At 43.2% G+C, this 21,164-nt stretch carries 18 protein-coding genes; 8 read left to right on the top strand and 10 right to left on the bottom strand.

Annotation, left to right across the window (positions count from 1 at the left end; genetic code table 11):
• Window positions 1-350 precede the first annotated feature (350 nt).
• Window positions 351-863, top strand: coding sequence for a phosphatase PAP2 family protein (locus AAEY97_RS16875; protein WP_351000237.1), 513 nt, complete (start codon window positions 351-353; stop codon window positions 861-863).
• Window positions 864-990: 127 nt separating this feature from the next.
• Entirely contained in the window at window positions 991-2,040 is a 1,050-nt protein-coding gene (locus tag AAEY97_RS16870; RefSeq protein WP_101086247.1) for an MJ1255/VC2487 family glycosyltransferase, read from the top strand.
• Between the two features lie 72 nt (window positions 2,041-2,112).
• On the opposite strand, the gene rsd is transcribed toward AAEY97_RS16870, so the two are convergent.
• Window positions 2,113-2,580 (bottom strand): sigma D regulator, encoded by a 468-nt coding sequence (gene rsd / locus AAEY97_RS16865; protein WP_162022219.1) that lies wholly within the window; start codon window positions 2,578-2,580, stop codon window positions 2,113-2,115.
• Between the two features lie 456 nt (window positions 2,581-3,036).
• On the opposite strand from rsd, the gene hemE reads away from it, so the two are divergent.
• Both hemE and AAEY97_RS16855 read left to right on the top strand, forming a co-directional pair.
• On the top strand, window positions 3,037-4,101 hold the full coding sequence (gene hemE / locus AAEY97_RS16860; RefSeq protein ID WP_101086245.1) for a uroporphyrinogen decarboxylase: 1,065 nt from the start codon (window positions 3,037-3,039) through the stop codon (window positions 4,099-4,101).
• 648 nt (window positions 4,102-4,749) lie between these two features.
• On the top strand, window positions 4,750-5,439 hold the full coding sequence (locus AAEY97_RS16855; protein ID WP_192115391.1) for a hypothetical protein: 690 nt from the start codon (window positions 4,750-4,752) through the stop codon (window positions 5,437-5,439).
• A gap of 884 nt (window positions 5,440-6,323) precedes the next feature.
• Here the strand turns inward: AAEY97_RS16855 and AAEY97_RS16850 are convergent.
• The 4 genes from AAEY97_RS16850 to AAEY97_RS16835 all read right to left on the bottom strand — a co-directional run bounded on the left by AAEY97_RS16850 (window position 6,324) and on the right by AAEY97_RS16835 (window position 10,058).
• A complete protein-coding gene (locus tag AAEY97_RS16850; RefSeq protein ID WP_351000233.1) occupies window positions 6,324-7,781 on the bottom strand; it encodes a sensor histidine kinase in 1,458 nt (485 codons plus the stop codon).
• Window positions 7,781-8,515 carry a response regulator transcription factor gene (locus AAEY97_RS16845; RefSeq protein WP_162022223.1) on the bottom strand — a complete coding sequence of 245 codons (735 nt, stop codon included), beginning with the start codon at window positions 8,513-8,515 and terminating at the stop codon, window positions 7,781-7,783. Before AAEY97_RS16845 ends, AAEY97_RS16850 begins: the two co-directional genes overlap by 1 nt.
• Before the next feature lie 110 nt (window positions 8,516-8,625).
• On the bottom strand, window positions 8,626-9,345 hold the full coding sequence (locus AAEY97_RS16840; protein WP_162022224.1) for a spondin domain-containing protein: 720 nt from the start codon (window positions 9,343-9,345) through the stop codon (window positions 8,626-8,628).
• Between the two features lie 11 nt (window positions 9,346-9,356).
• On the bottom strand, window positions 9,357-10,058 hold the full coding sequence (locus tag AAEY97_RS16835; protein ID WP_351000229.1) for a spondin domain-containing protein: 702 nt from the start codon (window positions 10,056-10,058) through the stop codon (window positions 9,357-9,359).
• A gap of 182 nt (window positions 10,059-10,240) precedes the next feature.
• Between AAEY97_RS16835 and AAEY97_RS16830 the strand changes: the two genes are divergently transcribed.
• Both AAEY97_RS16830 and AAEY97_RS16825 read left to right on the top strand, forming a co-directional pair.
• Window positions 10,241-10,792, top strand: coding sequence for a GNAT family N-acetyltransferase (locus AAEY97_RS16830; RefSeq protein ID WP_351000226.1), 552 nt, complete (start codon window positions 10,241-10,243; stop codon window positions 10,790-10,792).
• 39 nt (window positions 10,793-10,831) lie between these two features.
• Complete coding sequence (locus AAEY97_RS16825) at window positions 10,832-12,172, top strand: NAD(P)/FAD-dependent oxidoreductase (RefSeq protein ID WP_351000223.1); 1,341 nt, start codon at window positions 10,832-10,834, stop codon at window positions 12,170-12,172.
• A 34-nt stretch (window positions 12,173-12,206) separates the two neighbouring features.
• On the opposite strand, the gene nhaC is transcribed toward AAEY97_RS16825, so the two are convergent.
• The 4 genes from nhaC to purH form a co-directional block, all read right to left on the bottom strand.
• Entirely contained in the window at window positions 12,207-13,706 is a 1,500-nt protein-coding gene (nhaC, locus tag AAEY97_RS16820) for a Na+/H+ antiporter NhaC (protein ID WP_351000220.1), read from the bottom strand.
• Between the two features lie 359 nt (window positions 13,707-14,065).
• Window positions 14,066-14,284 carry a hypothetical protein gene (locus AAEY97_RS16815; protein WP_162022228.1) on the bottom strand — a complete coding sequence of 73 codons (219 nt, stop codon included), beginning with the start codon at window positions 14,282-14,284 and terminating at the stop codon, window positions 14,066-14,068.
• Between the two features lie 256 nt (window positions 14,285-14,540).
• Window positions 14,541-15,842, bottom strand: a complete 1,302-nt coding sequence (purD, locus tag AAEY97_RS16810) for a phosphoribosylamine--glycine ligase (protein ID WP_351000216.1) — start codon at window positions 15,840-15,842, stop codon at window positions 14,541-14,543.
• 219 nt (window positions 15,843-16,061) lie between these two features.
• A complete protein-coding gene (gene purH, locus AAEY97_RS16805; RefSeq protein WP_351000213.1) occupies window positions 16,062-17,651 on the bottom strand; it encodes a bifunctional phosphoribosylaminoimidazolecarboxamide formyltransferase/IMP cyclohydrolase in 1,590 nt (529 codons plus the stop codon).
• A gap of 307 nt (window positions 17,652-17,958) precedes the next feature.
• On the opposite strand from purH, the gene zntR reads away from it, so the two are divergent.
• A complete protein-coding gene (gene zntR, locus AAEY97_RS16800) occupies window positions 17,959-18,420 on the top strand; it encodes a Zn(2+)-responsive transcriptional regulator (RefSeq protein ID WP_192115399.1) in 462 nt (153 codons plus the stop codon).
• A gap of 2 nt (window positions 18,421-18,422) precedes the next feature.
• Window positions 18,423-20,000 carry an SO_0444 family Cu/Zn efflux transporter gene (locus AAEY97_RS16795; protein WP_351000209.1) on the top strand — a complete coding sequence of 526 codons (1,578 nt, stop codon included), beginning with the start codon at window positions 18,423-18,425 and terminating at the stop codon, window positions 19,998-20,000.
• A 197-nt stretch (window positions 20,001-20,197) separates the two neighbouring features.
• On the opposite strand, the gene AAEY97_RS16790 is transcribed toward AAEY97_RS16795, so the two are convergent.
• Window positions 20,198-21,004: a S1/P1 nuclease gene (locus AAEY97_RS16790; protein ID WP_351000206.1), complete on the bottom strand. Its 807-nt coding sequence runs from the start codon at window positions 21,002-21,004 to the stop codon at window positions 20,198-20,200.
• Between the last annotated feature and the right edge of the window lie 160 nt (window positions 21,005-21,164).

The raw sequence follows: 21,164 nt of genomic DNA, 5'->3' as shown, positions 1-21,164 counted from the left end.
ACGAGTCAATACATCTTGTGAGTAACATCAATGGCAAGCACATAGTACCGATTTTAAATAAAACCGTTGTTATCGATTTATCCCATCTCTTATTCTCAGTTGAAGTGACCTCGCGGGTAAACATCAGCCGTTAAGCTTCTTTATGCTTATTCTCGAATTTATGGTTATTCTCGAATTTATGGTTATTTCTAACGTGAAACTCAACTCTGGGCTGTGTCATAAAACTTTAGGCTAACTGTCACCTCGTGTTCATTACCTCTGTCTATTATCTAAACTGTTAACAAATACATAACTTTAGTCGGATCAATATTAGCTAAATGATATTACCGACGTTTGACATGGAGTCAGGCATGAAGAGTATCAGCCAGTTAGATAAATATTGGTTTTATTGGATAGTGCAATTTAGTCGAGATAACGGCCTAAGTCAGGCTGCTAAACGTGTATCTGCAACCGGTGATGGCCACTATTATGCTTATTTATCTGTTGCGCTATTGTTTTTTCATCCCAATGGCCAGCACTTTTTTAATTTAGTGCTGGGGAGTTTCTTGGTTGAGTTTCCGTTGTATTTACTGCTGAAAAATAGCATTCGACGTCATCGTCCTTGCCATGCGTTAGCTGGGTTTGAGTCTGGTTTTGAACCGTCGGATAAATTTAGCTTACCTTCAGGGCACACTGCTGGCGCCTTTGTCTTTGCTAGCGTGGTGAATCTGGTGTTTCCTGCCTTAGCACCGATTGCGTTTGCTTGGGCTTGTTTTGTTGGCTCATCGCGTATCGCTCTGGGAGTTCATTATCCTGTGGATATTATGGCTGGCGCTGGGTTGGGGATCGGCTCGGTATTTCTGGTCGATCAACTGATACTGTAAAGCTTATTTTATGACAACTGATGTAGTAATCGTTCATGTACTAGCAGTTCATGTAGTAACTGTTCATGTAGAAAGAAGCACAGCGTTTTAATCTTGATCATTAAGCCGTTGAGGGATGTAAGGCAATATGAAAATCTTGTACGGAGTTCAAGGCACAGGGAATGGCCATATCAGCCGCGCACGCGTAATGTCTACTGCGCTTAAGCAACATAATATCGATGTCGATTTTCTTTTTTCAGGCCGAACACCACAGCACTACTTTGATATGCAATGCTTTGGCGATTATCAGACCCGTAATGGTATGACTTTCGTAACCGAAAATGGTCGTGTTAATTGTGTTAAAACCGCCAAATACAATTTAACCACTCCCATTTTATCTGAAATTAAGCAGCTCGATTTAACGGGTTATGATTTAGTTTTAAACGATTTTGAACCTGTGAGTGCTTGGGCGGCCAAACAACAAAATGTGCCGTCAATCGCCATTAGTCATCAAGCAGCATTACAGTATCCAGTCCCTAAACAAGGTAACAGCTGGTTTAATGAATTTCTGCTCAACCATTTTGCACCCGTTGACATCGCTTTAGGTTGTCATTGGCATCATTTTGGCTTTCCTATTTTACCTCCATTTGTGGAGGTGTGGCCCAATGGTGGTGATCATAGCCACCAAATTTTAGTCTATTTACCCTTTGAAGAGCCTGATCGTATAGCTGCCTTTTTAGCCCCATTTGATCAATATCACTTTTCTGTTTACCACAGCACTAAACCATTGAAACCATTAGCAGAGCATATTCATTGGCATGGTTTTAATCGTGAAGGCTTTAAACAACACATGGCTCAATGTGGTGGGGTGATTGGCAATGCTGGCTTTGAGTTGGCCAGTGAGGCGATGACGTTAGGTAAAAAGTTATTGGTGAAACCGTTACAGGGGCAGTTTGAGCAATCTGCTAACGTTGCGGCGTTAGAATTACTTGCTGCGGCAGAAAGTATGCAAACTTTAGATCCTGCCGTGCTCAAGCGTTGGTTAAAAAGCCCGTCACCTAAACCTATTGCGTATCCACAGGTAGGCGATGCATTAGTGGAGTGGTTAAAAATGGGCGATTGGCATCAGCCGCAAGATTTATGTCAACATTTGTGGTCACAAGTTGAGTTGCCTGAAAACTGGCATAAACGGCAATAATGTTTGTTGCAATAAAGTTAACCGTATTAAAAAGTGCGTCAATTCATCGCACTTTTTAATGGGCTGGCTCAATTAAGGAAGGCGTTGATATAGCAATTCTAGCAGCTGATCTTCTAATTCGAAACGCGACTCCATCGCTTGTGCTAAATGTGATAAATCGTTGTCGAGTTGATACAGCACTTGTTCGTCAGATGCGTCGGTATATTTATCATTAAAATCCAATGCCGTGTCAGTACTTTCGCTAATCAGCGGTAATAAGGCGTTGGCTGTTTCGATACTCGTTTCACCAAACTTCTCACAAGCTTTAATAACGTTGTTGTAAACCTCAAAGTGACCTTCTGAGACATAATCAACTAATTGGGCACAAAATTGTTTCACTTGATCCATGCTCGGAAGTGATTTTTCGCTACGAGAATAGGGTGCTAATCCGGCAACGATAAAATATTGGATTAATAATTTGCGGCGATGATTAAGCCATTGATCGATTAAATTATGAGAACCGCCCCAGCGTTTTTCTGCTTTTTCTAGTTTTGTTAGCATGTCTTCTCTCTAATTGGCAGCCATTCTGTTACAACTAATGTATTGGACAAAGTGTATTGCGATCAACTGTTTTATTTTTATTTGCTTATCGACGAGCTTGCTTTGGGGATGAAAAGGACAGGGGTCTTGGAGTGGGATAATAAAAAACCCCGTGATGGCATGCCATCACGGGGTAACGAAGTTTTCAAAGGCTCGATTTGTCGGGCTTCTTGATTGTTCTTGCTAGCGCACACTTTTTATACCAAACCACTTAACGCGACGCAACTTTTAATCCAATAAATTGCGATTTACACATCAGTATTGTGTGTTTTGTGAGCATAGTGGCGGTTGTGTTAATAAAATCGACCATAGATTTAGGAATAGCTCACATAAATTCTGCATGAGTGGTTACATTAATCGCGTAAGTGCTAAACTAACGCCCAGCAAAAATCATAACAGTCTAGGAACAAAGTCCACATGGCAGAATTAAAGAATGATCGTTATTTACGTGCGTTGCTAAAGCAGCCTGTTGATGTCACTCCAGTATGGATGATGCGTCAAGCAGGACGTTATTTACCTGAGTATAAAGAAGTTCGTGCTCAAGCGGGTGACTTTATGTCTTTATGCCGTAATGCCGAATTGGCTTGCGAAGTCACTTTACAGCCGTTACGTCGTTATGACTTAGATGCTGCGATTTTATTCTCAGATATCCTGACCGTGCCAGACGCAATGGGCTTAGGTTTGTATTTCGAAGCAGGTGAAGGTCCGCGTTTTGAACGTCCAACTGACACCATCGATGCAATCAAAAAATTATGTATTCCAGATCCAGAAGATGAATTGGGTTATGTAATGCGTGCAGTGAGTACGATTCGTCGTGAACTGAATGGCTCTGTGCCGTTAATTGGTTTTTCGGGTTCTCCTTGGACTTTGGCCACTTACATGGTTGAAGGCGGCTCAAGCAAAACCTTCGAAAAAATCAAGCGTATGGCGTATGCAGAACCTGCTGCATTACACATGTTATTAGATAAGTTAGCAGACTCAGTAGTGTTATATCTTAACGCTCAGGTGGCTAACGGTGCACAATCGTTAATGATATTCGACTCGTGGGGCGGTGCGTTATCACATCACGCTTACCGTGAGTTCTCATTACGTTACATGCAAAAAATTGTTGATGGCTTAACTCGTTTTGCTGATGGTCGTAAAGTGCCTGTTACCTTGTTCACTAAGGGCGGCGGATTATGGTTAGAGTCTATGGCTGAAACAGGCTGTGATGCATTAGGTTTAGATTGGACTGTTGATATTGGTGATGCTCGTCGTCGCGTAGGTCATAAAGTGGCGTTACAAGGCAACATGGACCCATCAATGTTGTATGCTACGCCAGAGCGTATTCATCAAGAAGTTGATCAAATTCTAGCAAGTTATGGTGAAGGTACTGGCCATGTATTTAACTTAGGACATGGTATTCATCAACATGTTGATCCTGAACATGCTGGTGCATTTATCAATTCTGTGCATGAGTTGTCTGGTAAATACCACAAGTAATTAGTGATATTGACTAAAAAAAGCGAATCTTCGGATTCGCTTTTTTGTTGATCGTTTTTTGTTTTTTCGTCTTTTTGGTAGTGCTTGTGATCCGTAATTTAGCTGTTTTTATTATTTAGATTTTATGGCCTGCGGCCACAAGGTCGTGGCGCTTCGCCCACACCAGACCAAGAGGAAACCAACGGCTGTTCCCTCTTGGAACTCCCAGCCGCCCCGCAACATTTTCGCTATTTACAAAACAATAGCTGCGAAAAGTCGCCATGGGGATTGATCCAGCTTTTGACTTCATCTTTAACCGTCTTCGGCCTTATTCGAAAATGCTAACGCTTCCGATGGTACATCCTGTACCGCGAAAGCTAAGCTCACATCCATGTGAGCTTCACGCTATTTTCTTCAACGGCCTCAAGTTCAGAGTTGAGTTTAGGCATTTTTAATCAAGGCATCTAACTCATTTATGGACAGAAATGCGTTAGTGACTATGCTCTAGCAAAGATGTTTTGATGAGGAAAAGTATCTCGACTTATTAAATAAAAATAGTGAATTAAATATCAATCATGTATGGCACATTAAAGTAAACTAGTCTTGCACCAAATAAAAAAGTAATATTTAAAAAGTGTTACCACCTCATCAAATCAAAAGGAATTGTTCTTGAATACTATAAAAATTTTATTTTCGTTAGCCTTCGTTTATATAACTACAGGCTGTACTAGCATCCCCCAAAACGCACAAACAAGCATTAAGCAGTTTTCTAAGCCTCCTATCGATGAAATAACAGAGGCTTTTGTTGGCGACAATATGCTTTATCAGGGAAAGGTATCTACAGCAAAATACCTTCATGTTAAAAAGATGATAGATGGTGTTGGTTATGATATTTACGAAGGGTTCTATAAAGCTGTAGGTGAAAAAAATGGTAAAAACTTCTACTCGATCACTGGTAATCCAGGGGCCGTTATAAAAAATCCATTTGTAGATCCGCAAGTGGCATTATCAATGAATAATGACAGAGAAGTTTGTGTTTCAACTCCATTTGTAACTGAAGCAGCTTGTTATGAGGGAGGAGAACCAGAGGAGATTTCCCGCAGTATTGAATCTGCCCAAGACTTTCAACAAACATTAATTTACAGCGGCAGCAATGGGCAAATAATTAATGCTTCATATAGGGAATTTACAGGTGGCATGGCTCGTGATGCTTTTAGCAATAGCGTTGAATACGATATGGATAAATCAAACATCATTCGTTATAAAGGTGCTGAAATTGAAGTCATTGAATATGACAATCGTAGTATTAAGTATAAAGTTCTAATACCGTTTAAGCCTGCTGTTGAATATCAATACTAACTAGTTCGCATAGGTATCCTATGTATCGCTGAATCACGGTGTTGTTGAGTCGTTTGCTTTGTAGCATTATCAAATTTAGTCAGTAGATTGACGAGTGTTGTAACACTCAAAGGTCTACTCGACAAGCTTTGGGGGGGAAATGAGTATTAACTGTGCCATCCATTATTAATTAATACCAGTTTTAAAAAGTTTAGCTTTCTATATTATTGATGTTAATTCTAAATGTAAGTCTAAAACTTCAATCTAACCAATTGCCTGCCGCAGGCTATCGTGCAGATAATCCAGCGAGACGCCGCAAGCACTTCCATGTGGGCTTAACCAAAACATCCCTGTTTCGGATACTCGCTGGCTCATCTGCACCTGAATTTTTATTTATTCGATTTAGCTTTATTTATGGCTGCCAGTTATTTAAAGCTTATAACTGATTTAACACTTTCAGGTTTCATATTATTGAGGACGTTGAAGAAAATGACGTGAGCTGGCCATGGACGGCCAGCTAGCTTTCGAGGGGAAGGGACGCCCCATCGGAAGCGTTAGCATTTTAGAATAAGTCCGAAGCAGCATACAAATGAAGTTAAAAGCTGGATCAATCCCCATGGCGACTTTTCGCTGTTTGAAAATGTTGCGGGGTGGCTGGGAGTTCCAAGAGGGAACAGCCGTTGGTTTCCTCTTGGTCTGGTGTGGGCGAAGCGCCACGACGTTAGTGGCCGCAGGCCATGTTGTTAACTCACAGTAACTCAAATTTTTGTTAGGACTTAGTTCTAATTCTTCTGTTTAGATATAATTGATTTTGTTTACTTTGAAGCTTAATGATAAACAAACCTGAGTCAGTACCAATTGAATATATGATGAAATCGCTGATCATTTGCGATTCAAAAATGAGATTAACCCTGCGTCACAAGCTCTATCTTAAATTCGCTGCCTACGCCTGGTTGGCTGTCTATTTCAATTCTGCATTTCAATAAGCCTAATAACTGCCTGACGATGGCGAGTCCGACGCCGAGTTGTGGCAGACTTTGATTCGCTTCAAACGACAATGTCGTCATCGACAATTGTTTAAGGGCATCAACTTCATGCTTGTGCATGCCTGCACCTGTGTCACGCACGGTTAACCATTGTTGGCCATTGTGTTGTGCATTGATGATTTGTATCTTGCCACCTGCGGGAGTGTAGCGCAGGGCGTTATCGACCAAGTTGTTGAGTATGCGGCGCATTAGTGCAGGGTCGGTATAGATTTGGCTAGCATGGTTGATGTCAAAATCTAATTGAACCCCGAGCTTTTTTGCTCGAGGAGTAAAGGTTTGTTCAATATCACTAAGCAGTTCGCTTAGGTTGACTTGTTGCAGTTGCGCATCGATTTGGCCATTTTCGAGGGCGGCCAATTCTAATAATTGTGCCAGTAGCTGCTGTAAGGTTTGGCCTGAGTTTGCAGCATATTGGATCAGCGCCTCGTCGCGCTCGTGCTCGGGTAATATTAACCAAGTATCGATATAACCTAACAATGCGGTAAGCGGGGTTTTTAAGTCATGTGACAAATGCAGTAAAAAGTCGTGTTTGGCCTGTTGTTGGCGTTTAACTTGCTGTTGTTGCAATTGGATTTCTTGCAATAAATGATTGATATGATGGCTGAGCTGGCTTATTTCTAAGCTGCCACGATAGCGCTGGGGGAGCATCAGTTCGTCAGACATCGGCGTGTTTTTAAGCTCGGTTAAGTCTTGAGCGAGTTTTTGGATTGGGCGGGTAAAATAACGCAATAAAATCACGAATAGCACTAAAGCAAAAATAATCCAAAAACCGATTGTAGCGCCCCAGATTTTAGGTTGGTTTTCGGCGTTAATCAGTGCTTGCCAGCTGTCGTAATCTTCACCGCCAATGATCACATACAAATAACCACTGTGCAGTCCATCTTCGGTGATGAGTTTACTAGCGGAAAAAATCTTGTGGGTATCTTCGCTGCGCGGATCTGTGCCAAGCACTGGGAGGTTGTCGCCATTTAAAACCTGCTGAATGATTGTAGTATCGACTCGATGAGTTTTAATTTTTTCTTCTTTGGCGTCATAAGCAATCACTTTGCCATCTGGATCTAAGGTGTAAATTTCAAAGCTTGGCCCTAACAGCATAAAGTCGTGAAAAGCTTCTTTAAGCGCGGCGTCTGACGTGATCCCTTGCGATAACAAAGGGTTGATATGTGCCATGTGTTCAGCAAGTTGTAGGTGTAGTGATTGCTGAATTTGATTACGGCTGAATTCATGGTTAAGTTGCAACCATTGCCATAACGCCACAAACAGTAATAACACGATGATTGTGGATGCTAAAAACAACCGATTAAATAAGCGATTCATTAGTTGGTTTGCACCTCTGGTGGTGAAAATTTGTAACCTACGCCCCACACTGTTTTGACAAGATCATGTTCAGGTGAGCACAAAGAAAGCTTGTTACGTAAACGGTTGATGTGACTGTTTACTGTGTGCTCATAGCCGTCGTAGTTATAGCCCCATACTGCTTCTAACAGTTGCATGCGGCTAAAGACTTGTTGCGGGTGTTTGGCTAAAAATAGCAGTAAATCAAATTCGCGGGCGGTGAGGGTTAACGCTTTATTAAACGCGGTAACTTCACGGGTGCTGGAGTTAATGGTTACGCTGTTAAATTCAATTTGTTGGGTTTGTTCATGTTGGGCTTTGCCGCGTCTTAATAGTGCTTTTACCCGTGCGCGCAGCTCTAATACGCTAAAGGGTTTGACGAGGTAATCATCTGCCCCTGCTTCAAGGCCCAGTACCACATCTGCTTCTGAATCTTTGGCGGTTAATAGCATCAACGGGACTTCCTTACCGTCTTGGCGTAGTTGCTCACACAACATAATGCCATCACCATCGGGGAGCATGCGGTCCATTAATATGAGGTCGAGCTTTTTATGCTCGATTATGTGCATGGCTTGCTTCAAGGTGGTGGCGTGGTCGACGCTGTAGTTGAGTGCTTTGAGGTTAAGTATGATTAACTTAGCCAAGTCTTGTTCGTCTTCTACTAACAAAATATGTTGCGGACAAACATGGCCATTATGTTTCGCGTTTCCATTCATGGTGACTTCCTCAAAGCAAATCCAGTAATTGCATTAATACTTAGACCCGCTTTGAGGAGAATAAATTTCAATCGGGTTGAAATTCATTCAGTCGATACGACCGATTAAGATTATTCAGTACGCATAATAGTGACAGCTAACACTGGGTTATCAAAACGATGCGATGCACCCAGTACTGAATCAGCTAAGCCATCGTACATTGAAATAACACCCGGATGAATATGCACAAAGTCGACATCATCACGGCTAGCGTTAAAGCCTTCGCCGCCATCAGCAGGTCCTGGCATAGTACCTTTGGCTTCGCTGTTGGCTTCAGTGCCAGCATCATAAGCCATAAACTTCATCGCGGTTGTTGCATCCACTTCCATGCCGGCAATGGTGTAACTGTTAATACCGGTAAAAGCATCGTTAGTGTTAACCAACATGGTGGCCAAACTAATGCTAGCTACGTCGGCTTCATCTAAGGTCAAGGTCAATGTTTCTGACATACCAGGCATTAATAAGCCTGTGCCGTTAACGCTGCTATTGATCACGCTGAGTGCTGCTATGTCGGCAGTATCACCACCTTCAGCCATTTTCTCAAGTGCTTCGCTGGCCATTTCACCGGCGTTCCATAACATGGCATCACTAGCATGAGAGGCTAAGATAACGGGCGACATTGGTTGGTTAGCCGTCAAGTTAGTCACGGTTACCGTGAAGGTTTGCATCACTGGAGCTGGTGGGGTAACAACAACGGTATCGTCATCGTCATCACCACAGGCAGTAAGCAGTGTTGCAGCAGCCAGCATGGCGATTAAGCTGGGCTTAAGGGTAAAGTCAGTGCGTTTCATGGGCTACCTCCTTATTTTACTGTCACCACAACTTTGGCTACAGGGTTCAACCAGCGATGTACGCGACTGTCTAAGTCACTCATACCACCAGCAGGGTCCATGTCACCTAAAACACCAGGGTGAGTATGTACATTGCTGTTGTCAGAATTGTCCATCACGCCTGTGCCATTAGCTCCACCGTCACCACCAGGGGCTGCCGGAATACCCGGTACGCCAGACATGCCGCCGCCATTAATGATTTCATCATTGGCTTCTGTGCCTGCATCATATGCATTGACGTACATAGTATACGTGCCTGCTTCGGTAGGGATTTCCCAAGCGTCTAAGCCCATAAAGGCATCATTAGTGGGTAACACCATCGCTACGATAGATAAATGGGTGTTGTCGCCAGTATCAAGCATTACTCCACTTACATTGGCACCCGCAGCAAGCAAACCCATTGCCGGATTTGCTGATGTTACGCCTGCATTACTGGTTACAGCTGTATCTAAGTCGGCAATGTCACCGCCTTCAGCCATTTTTTGTAACGCTGCAGAAGCTTCGGTACCGACTTGAAACAGGTGGCTGTCAGCGTCGTGGGCTGCGATCAAAATAGGGGTGAAGTGATTTCCGTGAGTTAAGTTTGTCACGCTAACTTCAATATCAGCAGCGAAAGTTGGAAGGCTGAATAATCCAGCAGCCATAAGACTTGCAGTCACTAGTGTACGTTTCATAACCGAGCTCCTTTGTTTAATTGCAACCAGTATGAACAATGGATCTCACCTACTTATCGCCAAATTATCACAAAAGATTAACATCGTTAACTTACCGATAATGACGTGTGATATGGTGTGCTAAAACCAACAATAAGAGCTCACCTCAAGTTGAATTAAGGTGTGAAGAAAATAGGTTAATAATGATTAGACAACTGACTCCCGCTGACTTTGATGCAGTGATAACCCTAGGTGAAATAGTCCACGGCAGTGGTTATATGGACATTGAAGAACTCACAGCGATTTATCACAAAGGCATTAAAAATGGCATTAATGCCAATTTTGTCGCGCTTGAAAATGAACAACTTATTGGCTTTCGGTTAACGTATGCCGCGGGACAATGGCTGCAAGATCAATGGTGCACGGTTAATCAGTGGGGCGTTGACTTTAACGATGTGTGTTATTTCAAATCAAACACTATTGCTGAATCTGGCCGAGGACAAGGGCTTGGTGGCAAGCTATTAGCGGCCTCCAAGGCTGCAGTAATGGCACAAGGGGCTAAGGCGGGGGTAAGTCATTTATGGCAGCAAAGCCCTAATAATGCTGCAGTGCGTTATTTTACTAAGGCAGGTGGTAAGTTAATTAAACAGCATCCGCAGCGCTGGCATCAACGTTATATGGGTGATGATTATATCTGTGTATTATGCGGTGAAGATTGTCATTGCGTAGCCTGTGAAATGCTACTGCTATTTTAATGTCTACTGTCTAAATCAATAATAAAAAAGAAGACTAATATGTACGATCCGCTGATTAACTCGCACCCTAATAATCAAACGTTTGCTCCTAGCTATTGGGCAAGCACTCAAGTCTTACCCGCACCAACCGCAGCATTGTCTGGCTGCCAACAAACCGATGTGGCTATTGTGGGGGGTGGCTACACAGGCTTATTAACAGCGTATTATTTGGCAACCGAATTCAATATTGAGTGCCATGTGCTTGAGGCCAACCAAGTCGGTTTTGGTGCCAGTGCCCGTAATGCCGGTTTTGTATTAAAAGGCTCGGGTCGATTAGGTTATGCCGCCATGACCAAGCGTTGGGACTTAGCAACGACCAAGGGCATATACGACGAATTCACCCAAGCGGTGGCTAGAGTCGATGGGTTAATCAAACAACATAATATCGCCTGTGAACCGCAAGAAGCGGGCTACTTAAAGGTGGCCCATAATCCCAAAGCATTGGTCTCGCTGCAAAATGCCGCTAATTATATTCAACAACATTTAGCCGACAGCCAAGACTCAGGTGCCGAGTTTATTTCAAGCCAAGATTTTAGAGCCCAGTATTTAGATCATCATCAAGCTTTTGGCGCGCTGCGTTTAAAAGACGGTTTTGGTCTTAATCCGCTTAAATTGTTATTAGGTTATAAGGACATGGTACAAAACCAAGGCGTGACTATTTCTGAGCAATCTTGCGTATTAGAGTGGATTGAAGAGGGCGGTAAACATCGTTTAATTACCGATAAAGGTGAGCTGATTGCCAATAAAGTCATTATGGCGGGCAATGCTTATACGCCTAAACGGTTTAACCAGCGCATAGACGATAAGTTTTTGCCGATATTAAGCAATGTGATTGTCACCGAGCCGCTTACCGCTCAAGAGCTTGCACAGGCAGGTTTGCATACTCATCAAGTGACCATGGACACCCGTATTTTAAAATACTATTACCGTTTATTACCCGACAACCGTTTATTGTTTGGTGGCCGCGGCGCGGTGTGGGGCAAAGATGCTGCAAACCCTGTTTACGGTGAGCGTTTAAAAATGGCGCTCAATAAGTGCTTTCCAAGCTTAACCAGTAAAGCGGTTGCTTATAATTGGACCGGGTGGATTGCTGCTGCCATGGATGACATGCCCCATGTGTACAGTAAAGGTGGCGTGGGTTACAGCTTAGGATATTGCGGTGCTGGAGTGTCTTTTAGTAGCCAAGCTGCGTATCGCTTAGCACAAAGTATTGCCGGTGAAACCTTACCCAATTTGCCTTTGTATCAGCAACCCTTGCCTAAATTCCCCTTCACCCAAGCAAGACGGCTTGGGCAATGGGGTTATTATCATTATGGTTGGTTAAAAGACCGTTTTGGTTAATCGCCCATTTCTAGGTTAATAGACGACTTTTTAGTTAACCAACGACTTCGCCAGTGCTGATCCTAGTTTCGTCTAATGGCTCAATTTTGAAATTGAAATAAGCATAAGATGCACTAATAAACGGACAGACTAAGTTAAAGAAGGCGTAGGGCAAGTAAGCGATAGTGGCTACGCCAAGTGTACTTGCCATAAAGGCACCACAGGTATTCCAGGGTACTAACGGACTGGTTACGGTTGCTGAGTCTTCTAGCGCGCGGCTTAAATTAACAGCTGCTAATTTACGGCGGGTGTATTCCACCTTTAACATTCTGCCTGGCAGTACTATGGCAATGTATTGATCGGCAGTAATAATGTTCGCGCCAATACACACGCCCAGGGTGGTAATAATCAAGCTGGCCGTGCCGGTGACGACGGTAAGAATACTTTCTAAAATACGGTTTAATAATCCGGTGACTTCCATCACGCCGCCAAAGGCCATCGCACAAAGAATTAGCCACACAGTGGTCACCATGCTGCTCATGCCACCACGGCTTAATAAATTATCTAATACTTCATCGCCTGTGTTGGCGACATAGCCGTCAAACATGGCTATCCATAAACCTTTCACTAGCGCGACCATTGGCAATAATGTGTCGTCGTGTACAAAGGCAATCACGTTATCAAACTGAAATAATGCTGCGCACACCGCGCCAGCTAACGTACCTAATATGACCGTTGGAAACGCTGGCATTTTGCGGTTAGCTAAATACAACACCACTAATAACGGGATCAATAAATGTATTCCTGGGCTATAGGTCTTATCCAATAAAGCCAAGGTATCTGCGAGTTGGTTTTCTATCGGGGCAGCCTCTGCTGTAAGGCCTAAAAAAGTAAAACCAATCAGGGCAATGATAATGCTGGGTACTGTGGTCCATGTCATGTGGCGGATATGGCTGAAAATATCAGTACCCGCAACCGCAGGGGCAAGGTTTGTTGTATCAGACATTGGTGACATTTTGTCGCCAAAATACGCGCCACTAATAATAGCGCCGGCAGTAATGTTAACGTCTAGCCCCATTGCTGACGAAATACCCACTAAGGCAATACCTAAGGTGCCTGCAACGGTCCACGAGCTACCAATACTCAGTGCAACCACCGCACACAACAAACAGCAGGCAGTATAAAAGTAGTCTGGGTTAAGGATTTGCATACCATAATAAATCATCGTCGGCACTGTACCGGCTAAAATCCACGTACCAATCAGTGAACCCACACTAAATAAAATTAATAATGCGCCCGTCGCAACCCCAATACTTTTGACGATACCGCGTTCCATTTGATTCCAGCTATAGCCATTTTTATAACCGATGATCATTGCAATACATGCCGCTAACACTAATGCGATTTGATTGGCGCCTGATGAGCTGTCCGATGAAAACAGATAAACCGCTGCCGCGAGCATAAGAATAAGGGCAAAAACGGGGATTAGTGCATCAAGTAAGCTGGGTTGCTTGTGCTCCGATGAAGACGGTTTGAACGACGCCGATTGAGACATACTACTTCCTTTGTTGTTATTATTTTTGACCAATATCTCATTCGTGTGAGTTGGCTAAGTGTTATTATAATAAGTTAGTAACTTATTTGTAACAGAAGCACATCCTGACATAAAAATGCCTGTTAAGTCGAACATTGTTAGGCTTGAGTAATAATTTATAGATGGGCAGATTGCTGCAGCTTTTGAGTAGTATGCTTGGTTAATTACTTTGCGTGGTTATATATGTCAAATAGGTCGGTTAATGTGAATAAATAGCCGCTGAGGATATCTGGTGGGACCAGAAGTATCCTCATGAAAACGTGCAGATTTGATAGATCTAGATACGCAGTTTATGGCTATTAATGGCAATATTAAGCAAGTTATTTATTTAAATGTTTTAAGATGGCATTTTCGGCATCAGTTTTAGTGGCTTCACCTTCAGCAATATCAATTTTTTCTAGGGCTTTATGGCCTGTCATATCTTCTGCAATATGTAACCAATCTGGATGCCAATAGAAAGAGTTGCCCGAGAAGGTATTCCAATTATGCACGCCTGATTTTTCACCTTGATAAATTAGGTCGCTGGTATTAACTCTCATTTAATCCTCCAATAATCATTACGAGTACGTTAGCTAAAGTGCAGGAGTTTGAATAACAGCAAAGGTAATCACACTCCCTTTCAGTTACTAGCTTGCGCCTTGAACAGAGTCGTTTTTGTGATCTAAATCATAAAAATTGCGGGTTATGGATAATGTAAACAGTAATTAATCTTCAGCATTACAAGCAGATATAAAAAATCCCTGTGATGTTGTTGCCATCACAGGGATTTTTCAACGAACTAAACCCAATGTACTATTAGCTTTTAGCTTGTTCACGAGCAATAGCGCGATAAGCAATATCAGTACGGAAGTACACGTCATCCCAATGAATGGCATCTACTAATGCATAAGCTGATTGCTGTGCTTCAGTCACAGTGTTGCCTAATGCGGTGGCGCACAATACGCGGCCGCCGTTAGTGACAACATGGCCGTCTTTCATGCTAGTACCCGCATGGAACACTTTACCGTTAGTGTCGCCAAGGGTTAAGCCGTCAATAACGTCGCCTTTGTTGTACGCGTCAGGATAACCACCTGCAGCCATGACTACCCCAACAGCTGCACGAGGATCAAATTCTGCAGTGACTTTATCTAATTCACCACGAGTCGCAGCTAAGCAAAGCTCAACAATATCTGACTGCAAGCGCATCATAATTGGTTGGGTTTCAGGGTCACCAAAACGGCAGTTGTATTCAAGCACTTTGGCGCTACCGTCTGGTGAAATCATCAGGCCCGCGTATAAAAATCCAGTATAAACATTACCTTCAGCCGCCATACCATCAACCGTTGGGCGAATAACATTGGCGATAGTCCAGTCGTGTACTGCTTGTGTTACCACAGGAGCTGGTGAGTATGCACCCATTCCGCCGGTGTTAGGACCTTGGTCAGCATTGTCACGAGCTTTATGGTCTTGGCTGGTGGCCATAGCAAGAATGTTTTTGCCGTCTACCATCACGATAAAGCTGGCTTCTTCGCCTTTTAAAAACTCTTCAATCACCACGCGAGAACCAGCATCACCAAACTTATTGCCCGCTAGCATATCGTCGATAGCCGCATCCGCTTCAACTTGATCCGCTGCGATGATGACACCTTTACCCGCTGCTAAGCCGTCGGCTTTAATCACGACAGGGAAACCCGTTTTAGCGGTTAATATTGCCGCATAAGCTTTAGCCGGTGCAATCTCAGTGAAGTTTGAGTAGTCAGCAGTAGGAATGTTGTGGCGCGCTAAAAAGTCTTTAGTAAAAGCTTTTGAAGATTCAAGCTGTGCCGCGCCTTTGGTTGGGCCAAAAATGGCTAAACCTGCTCCATTAAAGGCATCAACTACGCCTAGCGATAATGGCACTTCTGGGCCGACGATAGTTATCGCTATGGCGTTATCTTTGGCAAAGGCCACAAGTGCGTCAATTTGTTCGACATCAATCGCAACGTTTTCTAACTTAGGTTCTAAAGACGTACCAGCATTACCGGGTGCAACAAACACTTTTGTTACTTGAGCAGACTGAGCCGCTTTCCAAGCTAGAGCATGTTCACGACCGCCACCACCAATTATAAGTACCTGCATCTTTAATCCTTTTATAGCTGCGCTATGTTCTCTATTTCTGCTTCAAGCATGCTCACTTATACTTATAAGCTGCGCGTGCTTTCATTGAACTAGAAAAAATAGCTATGCTCTAATTCGTTTAAACAAAATTTAAAAAGTATCGCTTGTTATCTATTTTTGCAAAAGCATTTAGCAAAAACATGATTGATAAGCGATACCCATATTTGATATTAGCGTTTATTAGTGGCGGAAGTGACGCATGCCAGTAAACACCATTGCCATACCGTGCTCGTCTGCTGCGGCGATGATTTCTTCATCGCGAATTGAACCACCTGGTTGGATGATACAGCTAATACCTGCTGCTGCAGCTGCGTCGATACCATCGCGGAATGGGAAAAACGCATCTGATGCCATGACTGAATTTTCAACCACTAGGCCTTCATCGGCAGCTTTTATTCCCGCTATTTTAGCTGAATATACGCGGCTCATTTGGCCAGCACCGACACCGATAGTCATGCCGTCTTTAGCGTAAACAATGGCGTTAGATTTAACAAACTTAGCCACTTTCCAGCAGAACATTAAGTCTTTTAACTGTTCAGCCGTTGGTTGACGCTTAGACACGACTTTAACGTCTTCTAGGTTCACCATGCCTTGATCGCGATCTTGTATTAACAAGCCACCATTAACACGTTTGTAATCAAGCGTTGTGGTTTTAGTATTCCACTCACCACATTCCAATAAGCGCACGTTGGCTTTAGCAGCAATGATGTCGCGTGCGGCTTGGCTCACTTTAGGGGCAATGATGACTTCAACAAACTGACGGTCAACAATGGCTTGCGCCGTTTGTGCATCTAACTCTTGGTTAAAGGCAATGATGCCACCAAAGGCTGATGTTGGGTCGGTTTTAAATGCGCGGTCGTAAGCTTCTAATAAGTTAGCGCCTAATGCCACACCACAAGGGTTGGCGTGCTTAACAATAACGCAAGCAGGGCCTTCGAATTCTTTTACACATTCAAGAGCTGAATCTGTGTCGGCGATATTGTTGTAAGACAAAGCCTTACCTTGTAGCTGAATCGCGCTGGCAACTGAAGCTTCATCAATTTGCGTGTCGACATAAAACGCCGCTTTTTGATGGCTGTTTTCACCGTAACGTAAGTCTTGTTTTTTGACAAACTGACTGTTGAAAGTACGTGGGAACGTTGAATCGTCATGACATTCGTCGTTACTGTGCGCTGGCACCATAGTACCAAAGTAGTTAGCAATCATGCCGTCATAAGCAGCGGTATGTTCAAAGGCTGCAATGGCTAAGTCAAAACGCGTTTCTAAGGTGGTGCTGCCGTTGTTGGCTTGCATTTCTGCAATCACGCGGCTGTAATCTTTTGCATTAACCACAATCGTAGTGTCTTTGTGGTTTTTAGCGGTTGAACGCACCATTGTTGGGCCGCCAATGTCGATGTTCTCAACAGCATCCGCTAAGGTGCAGCCTGGTTTGGCAACGGTTTCAGCAAATGGATACAAGTTAACCGCAACCAAATCGATTGGCTTAATGGCGTTTTGTTCCATGACGATTTCGTCAATGCCGCGGCGAGCAAGAATGCCACCGTGAATTTTTGGGTGCAGGGTTTTAACACGACCATCCATAATTTCTGGGTGACCCGTGTAGTCAGACACTTCCATTACCGGGATATTATTGTCTGCAAGTAACTTTGCAGTACCGCCCGTAGACAAGAGTTCAACACCTTGTGCATGCAGCGCTTGTGCAAACTCAAGGATTCCAGTTTTATCTGATACGCTTAATAGCGCGCGACGAATTGGTCTGACATTATTCATGTAGGTACAGGTCCGCTAGTTTGATTTTAAGGAGCTTTAGTAAAACAGAGTCAATTGAAGTCTGCTTTACCAAAGTCCCTCATAGTGTTTTTTAGATTGCTTAACACCGTCGAGGCTTACTGTGTTGTGATCAGGCGGGCGTATTTTATCGTAAACCGCTTCTATTGGGTGTTTTTTCTGTGTGATTTCACAATATTGAAATAAGAACAAAGGTACGCAAAAATAATCACCCAATAACCCTTGACCTTGGATTAAACTCCAAGGTTTATACTCAGGTAAAATTCAGATGACGATGGTGAATTAACATATGTATCGAATAGGCGAAATTTCAGCCTTGTATGACATCAAAGCTGACACATTACGATTTTACGAAAAACATGGTTTGCTGTCGCCATCAAGCCGATCTGATGCCGGATATCGGTTGTATAACCACAGCGACTCCGAACGACTTAAATTTATTTTACGTGCCAAAGCGGTGGGTTTCTCACTTAAGGATATCGCCGATTTGCTATCTATTGAGGTTGATAAGTCTAATCGAGCCTGTGCCGATGTTAAAGGTTTAGTCGATACTAAGCTTGAGCAAGTAGAAACGAAATTAGCTGAGCTACAACATTTTGCGACATCGCTAAAAAGTTTATCAAATACCTGTTGTGGTGGCCCAGATAGCGCCGAGCATTGCTCGATACTCGAAGCGTTAGAGTCGTCAGACAAGCATATTATTGCTAAAAAAGAACATCATCATTTTGCTAATTTGGGTCATAAGGATTAAGTATGTTATTGACCAATTTCCTTCATTTATTTTTAGAGTCTGCCCCTTGGTTGTTACTGGGCTTAGTGCTGGCCGGTTTGTTAAAAGTATTTGTGCCGATGGCATGGATGCAAAAGCAACTCGGCGGCCATGGAATGAAAACGGTGGTGAAGGCGGCATTATTAGGTGCGCCTTTACCTTTGTGTTCGTGTGGCGTTATTCCGGCAGCAGTAGGTTTGCGTCGAGCTGGCGCCTCAAAAGCCGCGACAACCTCTTTTTTAGTGTCTACCCCAGAAACTGGCGTTGACTCAATTACCGTATCCTATGTTTTACTCGGGCCTTTTATGGCGATTGTGCGCCCGATTGCGGCGATTACCAGTGCGATAGTGGCGGGTTTATTAGTGGGCCGTGATGACGATGATGGTATTCCTGCGTCAACATCTGCTAAAGCGAAAACAGCCACTGATTCATCAGCGAGTGCCAAGCCGGTATCATCATGCTGCGCAGCTAAATCAACTGCTAGCTCAGACGCCAGCTCTGAAGCGACATCAACATGTAAAACAACCGCTGGTACAATGCAAAATGCTAGCGTAAAAATGACTGCGATTAAGTCGGAACCCGTTAAGCATGAGTCTGTATTAAGCCCGATGACGCCAGCGCGTACATTTTCAACTAATACTACAGAAGCAAAGCAGAGTTGTTGTGGCAGTAAAACTGCAGATAAACCAATTGAATCTACATCCTCAGCGTGTTGCAGTACTACATTAAAAGACGATGTAAAAGACGATGTAAAAGACGATGTAAAAGACGATGTAAAAGACGATGTAAAAGACGATGTAAAAGATGAGACAAAAGCTAAAACGGTTGCATCAAGCTGTTGCAGTAGCAAACCTGAGGTGCAAGCTGAAGTGGCAGCAACAAGCAGTTGTTGCGCCTCGAAATCGCTAAGCCAGGTACCAAGTGAAAGTAGTGATGAAGCCAGTTGCTGCGCATCGACTCAAGATATGGCAACAGAGTTGAAACACAACAGTGTATTTAGCCGTGTGTTATCGGGTTTGCATTACGCAGCCACAGATTTAGTCAAAGACACCACCTTGTGGTTATTAGTCGGGTTATTTTTTGCCGCCATCGTGCAGACTTATGTGCCGGCTGACTTTTTGGTTAAGTGGGGTGATGGCATTCTGGCGATGTTAGTGATGGTCCTCGTGTCGATCCCAATGTATATCTGTGCCACCGCTTCAACCCCCATTGCTGCAGGATTGCTATTAGCTGGAGTATCACCAGGTGCTGTACTAGTCTTTATGATGGCAGGCCCTGCGACCAACATTGCAACTTTAGGTGTGGTAACTAAAGAGCTAGGTAAGCGTGCATTATATGGCTATCTAGGTGGTGTTATCGGTGTGGCGTTAGTATTTGGTGTATTGGTCAATTATCTAGTTGATACCTTTGGTTTTGAAGTGATGCCGCAGATTGGTGAAGAGCATGCCTTATTACCTCAAGGTGTAGTGGCGGTTTCTGGTATCGTGCTAGCGGTGTTAATGGCCAAAGTATTGTGGGACATGATCCCAAAAGGCAATAAAGAGAAAGGTTGTTGCTCGTAATAAGTTAAACCAAATGTTAACCATAGCGAGTTAACTAAAGCTTGTTAACTAAAGCGTGTTAACCATCGCGAATTAAGCACATAAAAAAGCCAGTGATAAATATCACTGGCTTTTTATTAGGCTAAAACATTATTAATTCACAATATAGTGTCAGTCGAAACGAGTACTGGTAAGCAATAACGCTAGTCAGAAAAGTGCTAGTTAAAAATAGCGTTGAGTTTTTCAGCCAATCTAATGCCAGCTTGCTGCAATCGCTGCTCGATAATGGGTTTATGGGTAAATACATAGTTAAAACGTAAATCGTCTTCACCTTGATAATTCTGTTCGAGCTGGTAAGCCCTTTGCCTTAATGCTTTCGACTCATCAGCCCATTGATAATAGCTTTGACCACTCCACATTTTGCGTTGTTGTTCGCTAATACGCGTTAAAAAATCACTGTACTCTGTAAAGCTTAACTGCTGCTGTTCAATTAGTTTGCTGTCCCACACAGTATGCAAATTTGTGTGCTCACCAAACCACTTGAGTTTAATTGTATTCCCACCTTTATCATGGCTGTGACCCACATGTAGTGGTTGATGAATGTCGCCGACAAAATGTACGTAAAATGCCAATGCTTGCCATTTCTCTTGTTGGCTGGCTTTAGGGTTTACTAATATTTTTTCAAATCGTTGCAAACTTTCGATGATATCGCCATCAGCATTGCGCTTAACCGTTTTCCACGACTCATCGTCTTCAATTGAAATGTAATGCCATGGCGCAGCGCGATCCCAAGTGTTGTCGGAGCGGATTTCATCAGCCCAAGTTGACATTTGCGCTAAGCTTTCGCCACCTGTCAGTTGGTTTATTTTCTGTTGAGCTGTCGGGGATAAATTGGCTTGCGCGATTTTGCCTACAATTCTGTGGCCTAATTGACCAAATGCTTTGGCAGGTAGGCTGAGCGTTAAGGTGAACAATACACTGCCCACTAGCAATAACATGTTATTCAGTAAAACAGACGATTTCATAAAATTTCCAATTCATTGTTGTTAAGGCAATAACAGCGTTTTTAATGTGCCAGCGTATGAAATTATTGTTACATGACACAGACTTGAGTCGCGACTATATAGCAACAATATGACATTTATGTGTTACTCAAAAGTTGTTTTGCGGTTAATTTTTTCGTTT

The organism is Shewanella sp. TB7-MNA-CIBAN-0143 (assembly GCF_040310065.1).
Classification (GTDB): Bacteria; Pseudomonadota; Gammaproteobacteria; order Enterobacterales; family Shewanellaceae; genus Shewanella.
Note: the sequence above shows the minus strand (reverse complement) of the source record. Positions and strands in the feature narration are given on the sequence as shown.

Bases quoted from the DNA above. Each gene is read 5' to 3' on its own strand.
- AAEY97_RS16875 (WP_351000237.1), top strand. From the start codon at position 351: ATGAAGAGTATCAGCCAGTTAGATAAATATTGGTTTTATTGGATAGTG.
- AAEY97_RS16870 (WP_101086247.1), top strand. From the start codon at position 991: ATGAAAATCTTGTACGGAGTTCAAGGCACAGGGAATGGCCATATCAGC.
- rsd (WP_162022219.1), bottom strand. From the start codon at position 2,580: ATGCTAACAAAACTAGAAAAAGCAGAAAAACGCTGGGGCGGTTCTCAT.
- hemE (WP_101086245.1), top strand. From the start codon at position 3,037: ATGGCAGAATTAAAGAATGATCGTTATTTACGTGCGTTGCTAAAGCAG.
- AAEY97_RS16850 (WP_351000233.1), bottom strand. From the start codon at position 7,781: ATGAATCGCTTATTTAATCGGTTGTTTTTAGCATCCACAATCATCGTG.
- AAEY97_RS16845 (WP_162022223.1), bottom strand. From the start codon at position 8,515: ATGAATGGAAACGCGAAACATAATGGCCATGTTTGTCCGCAACATATT.
- AAEY97_RS16840 (WP_162022224.1), bottom strand. From the start codon at position 9,345: ATGAAACGCACTGACTTTACCCTTAAGCCCAGCTTAATCGCCATGCTG.
- AAEY97_RS16835 (WP_351000229.1), bottom strand. From the start codon at position 10,058: ATGAAACGTACACTAGTGACTGCAAGTCTTATGGCTGCTGGATTATTC.
- AAEY97_RS16830 (WP_351000226.1), top strand. From the start codon at position 10,241: ATGATTAGACAACTGACTCCCGCTGACTTTGATGCAGTGATAACCCTA.
- AAEY97_RS16825 (WP_351000223.1), top strand. From the start codon at position 10,832: ATGTACGATCCGCTGATTAACTCGCACCCTAATAATCAAACGTTTGCT.
- nhaC (WP_351000220.1), bottom strand. From the start codon at position 13,706: ATGTCTCAATCGGCGTCGTTCAAACCGTCTTCATCGGAGCACAAGCAA.
- AAEY97_RS16815 (WP_162022228.1), bottom strand. From the start codon at position 14,284: ATGAGAGTTAATACCAGCGACCTAATTTATCAAGGTGAAAAATCAGGC.
- purD (WP_351000216.1), bottom strand. From the start codon at position 15,842: ATGCAGGTACTTATAATTGGTGGTGGCGGTCGTGAACATGCTCTAGCT.
- purH (WP_351000213.1), bottom strand. From the start codon at position 17,651: ATGAATAATGTCAGACCAATTCGTCGCGCGCTATTAAGCGTATCAGAT.
- zntR (WP_192115399.1), top strand. From the start codon at position 17,959: ATGTATCGAATAGGCGAAATTTCAGCCTTGTATGACATCAAAGCTGAC.
- AAEY97_RS16795 (WP_351000209.1), top strand. From the start codon at position 18,423: ATGTTATTGACCAATTTCCTTCATTTATTTTTAGAGTCTGCCCCTTGG.
- AAEY97_RS16790 (WP_351000206.1), bottom strand. From the start codon at position 21,004: ATGAAATCGTCTGTTTTACTGAATAACATGTTATTGCTAGTGGGCAGT.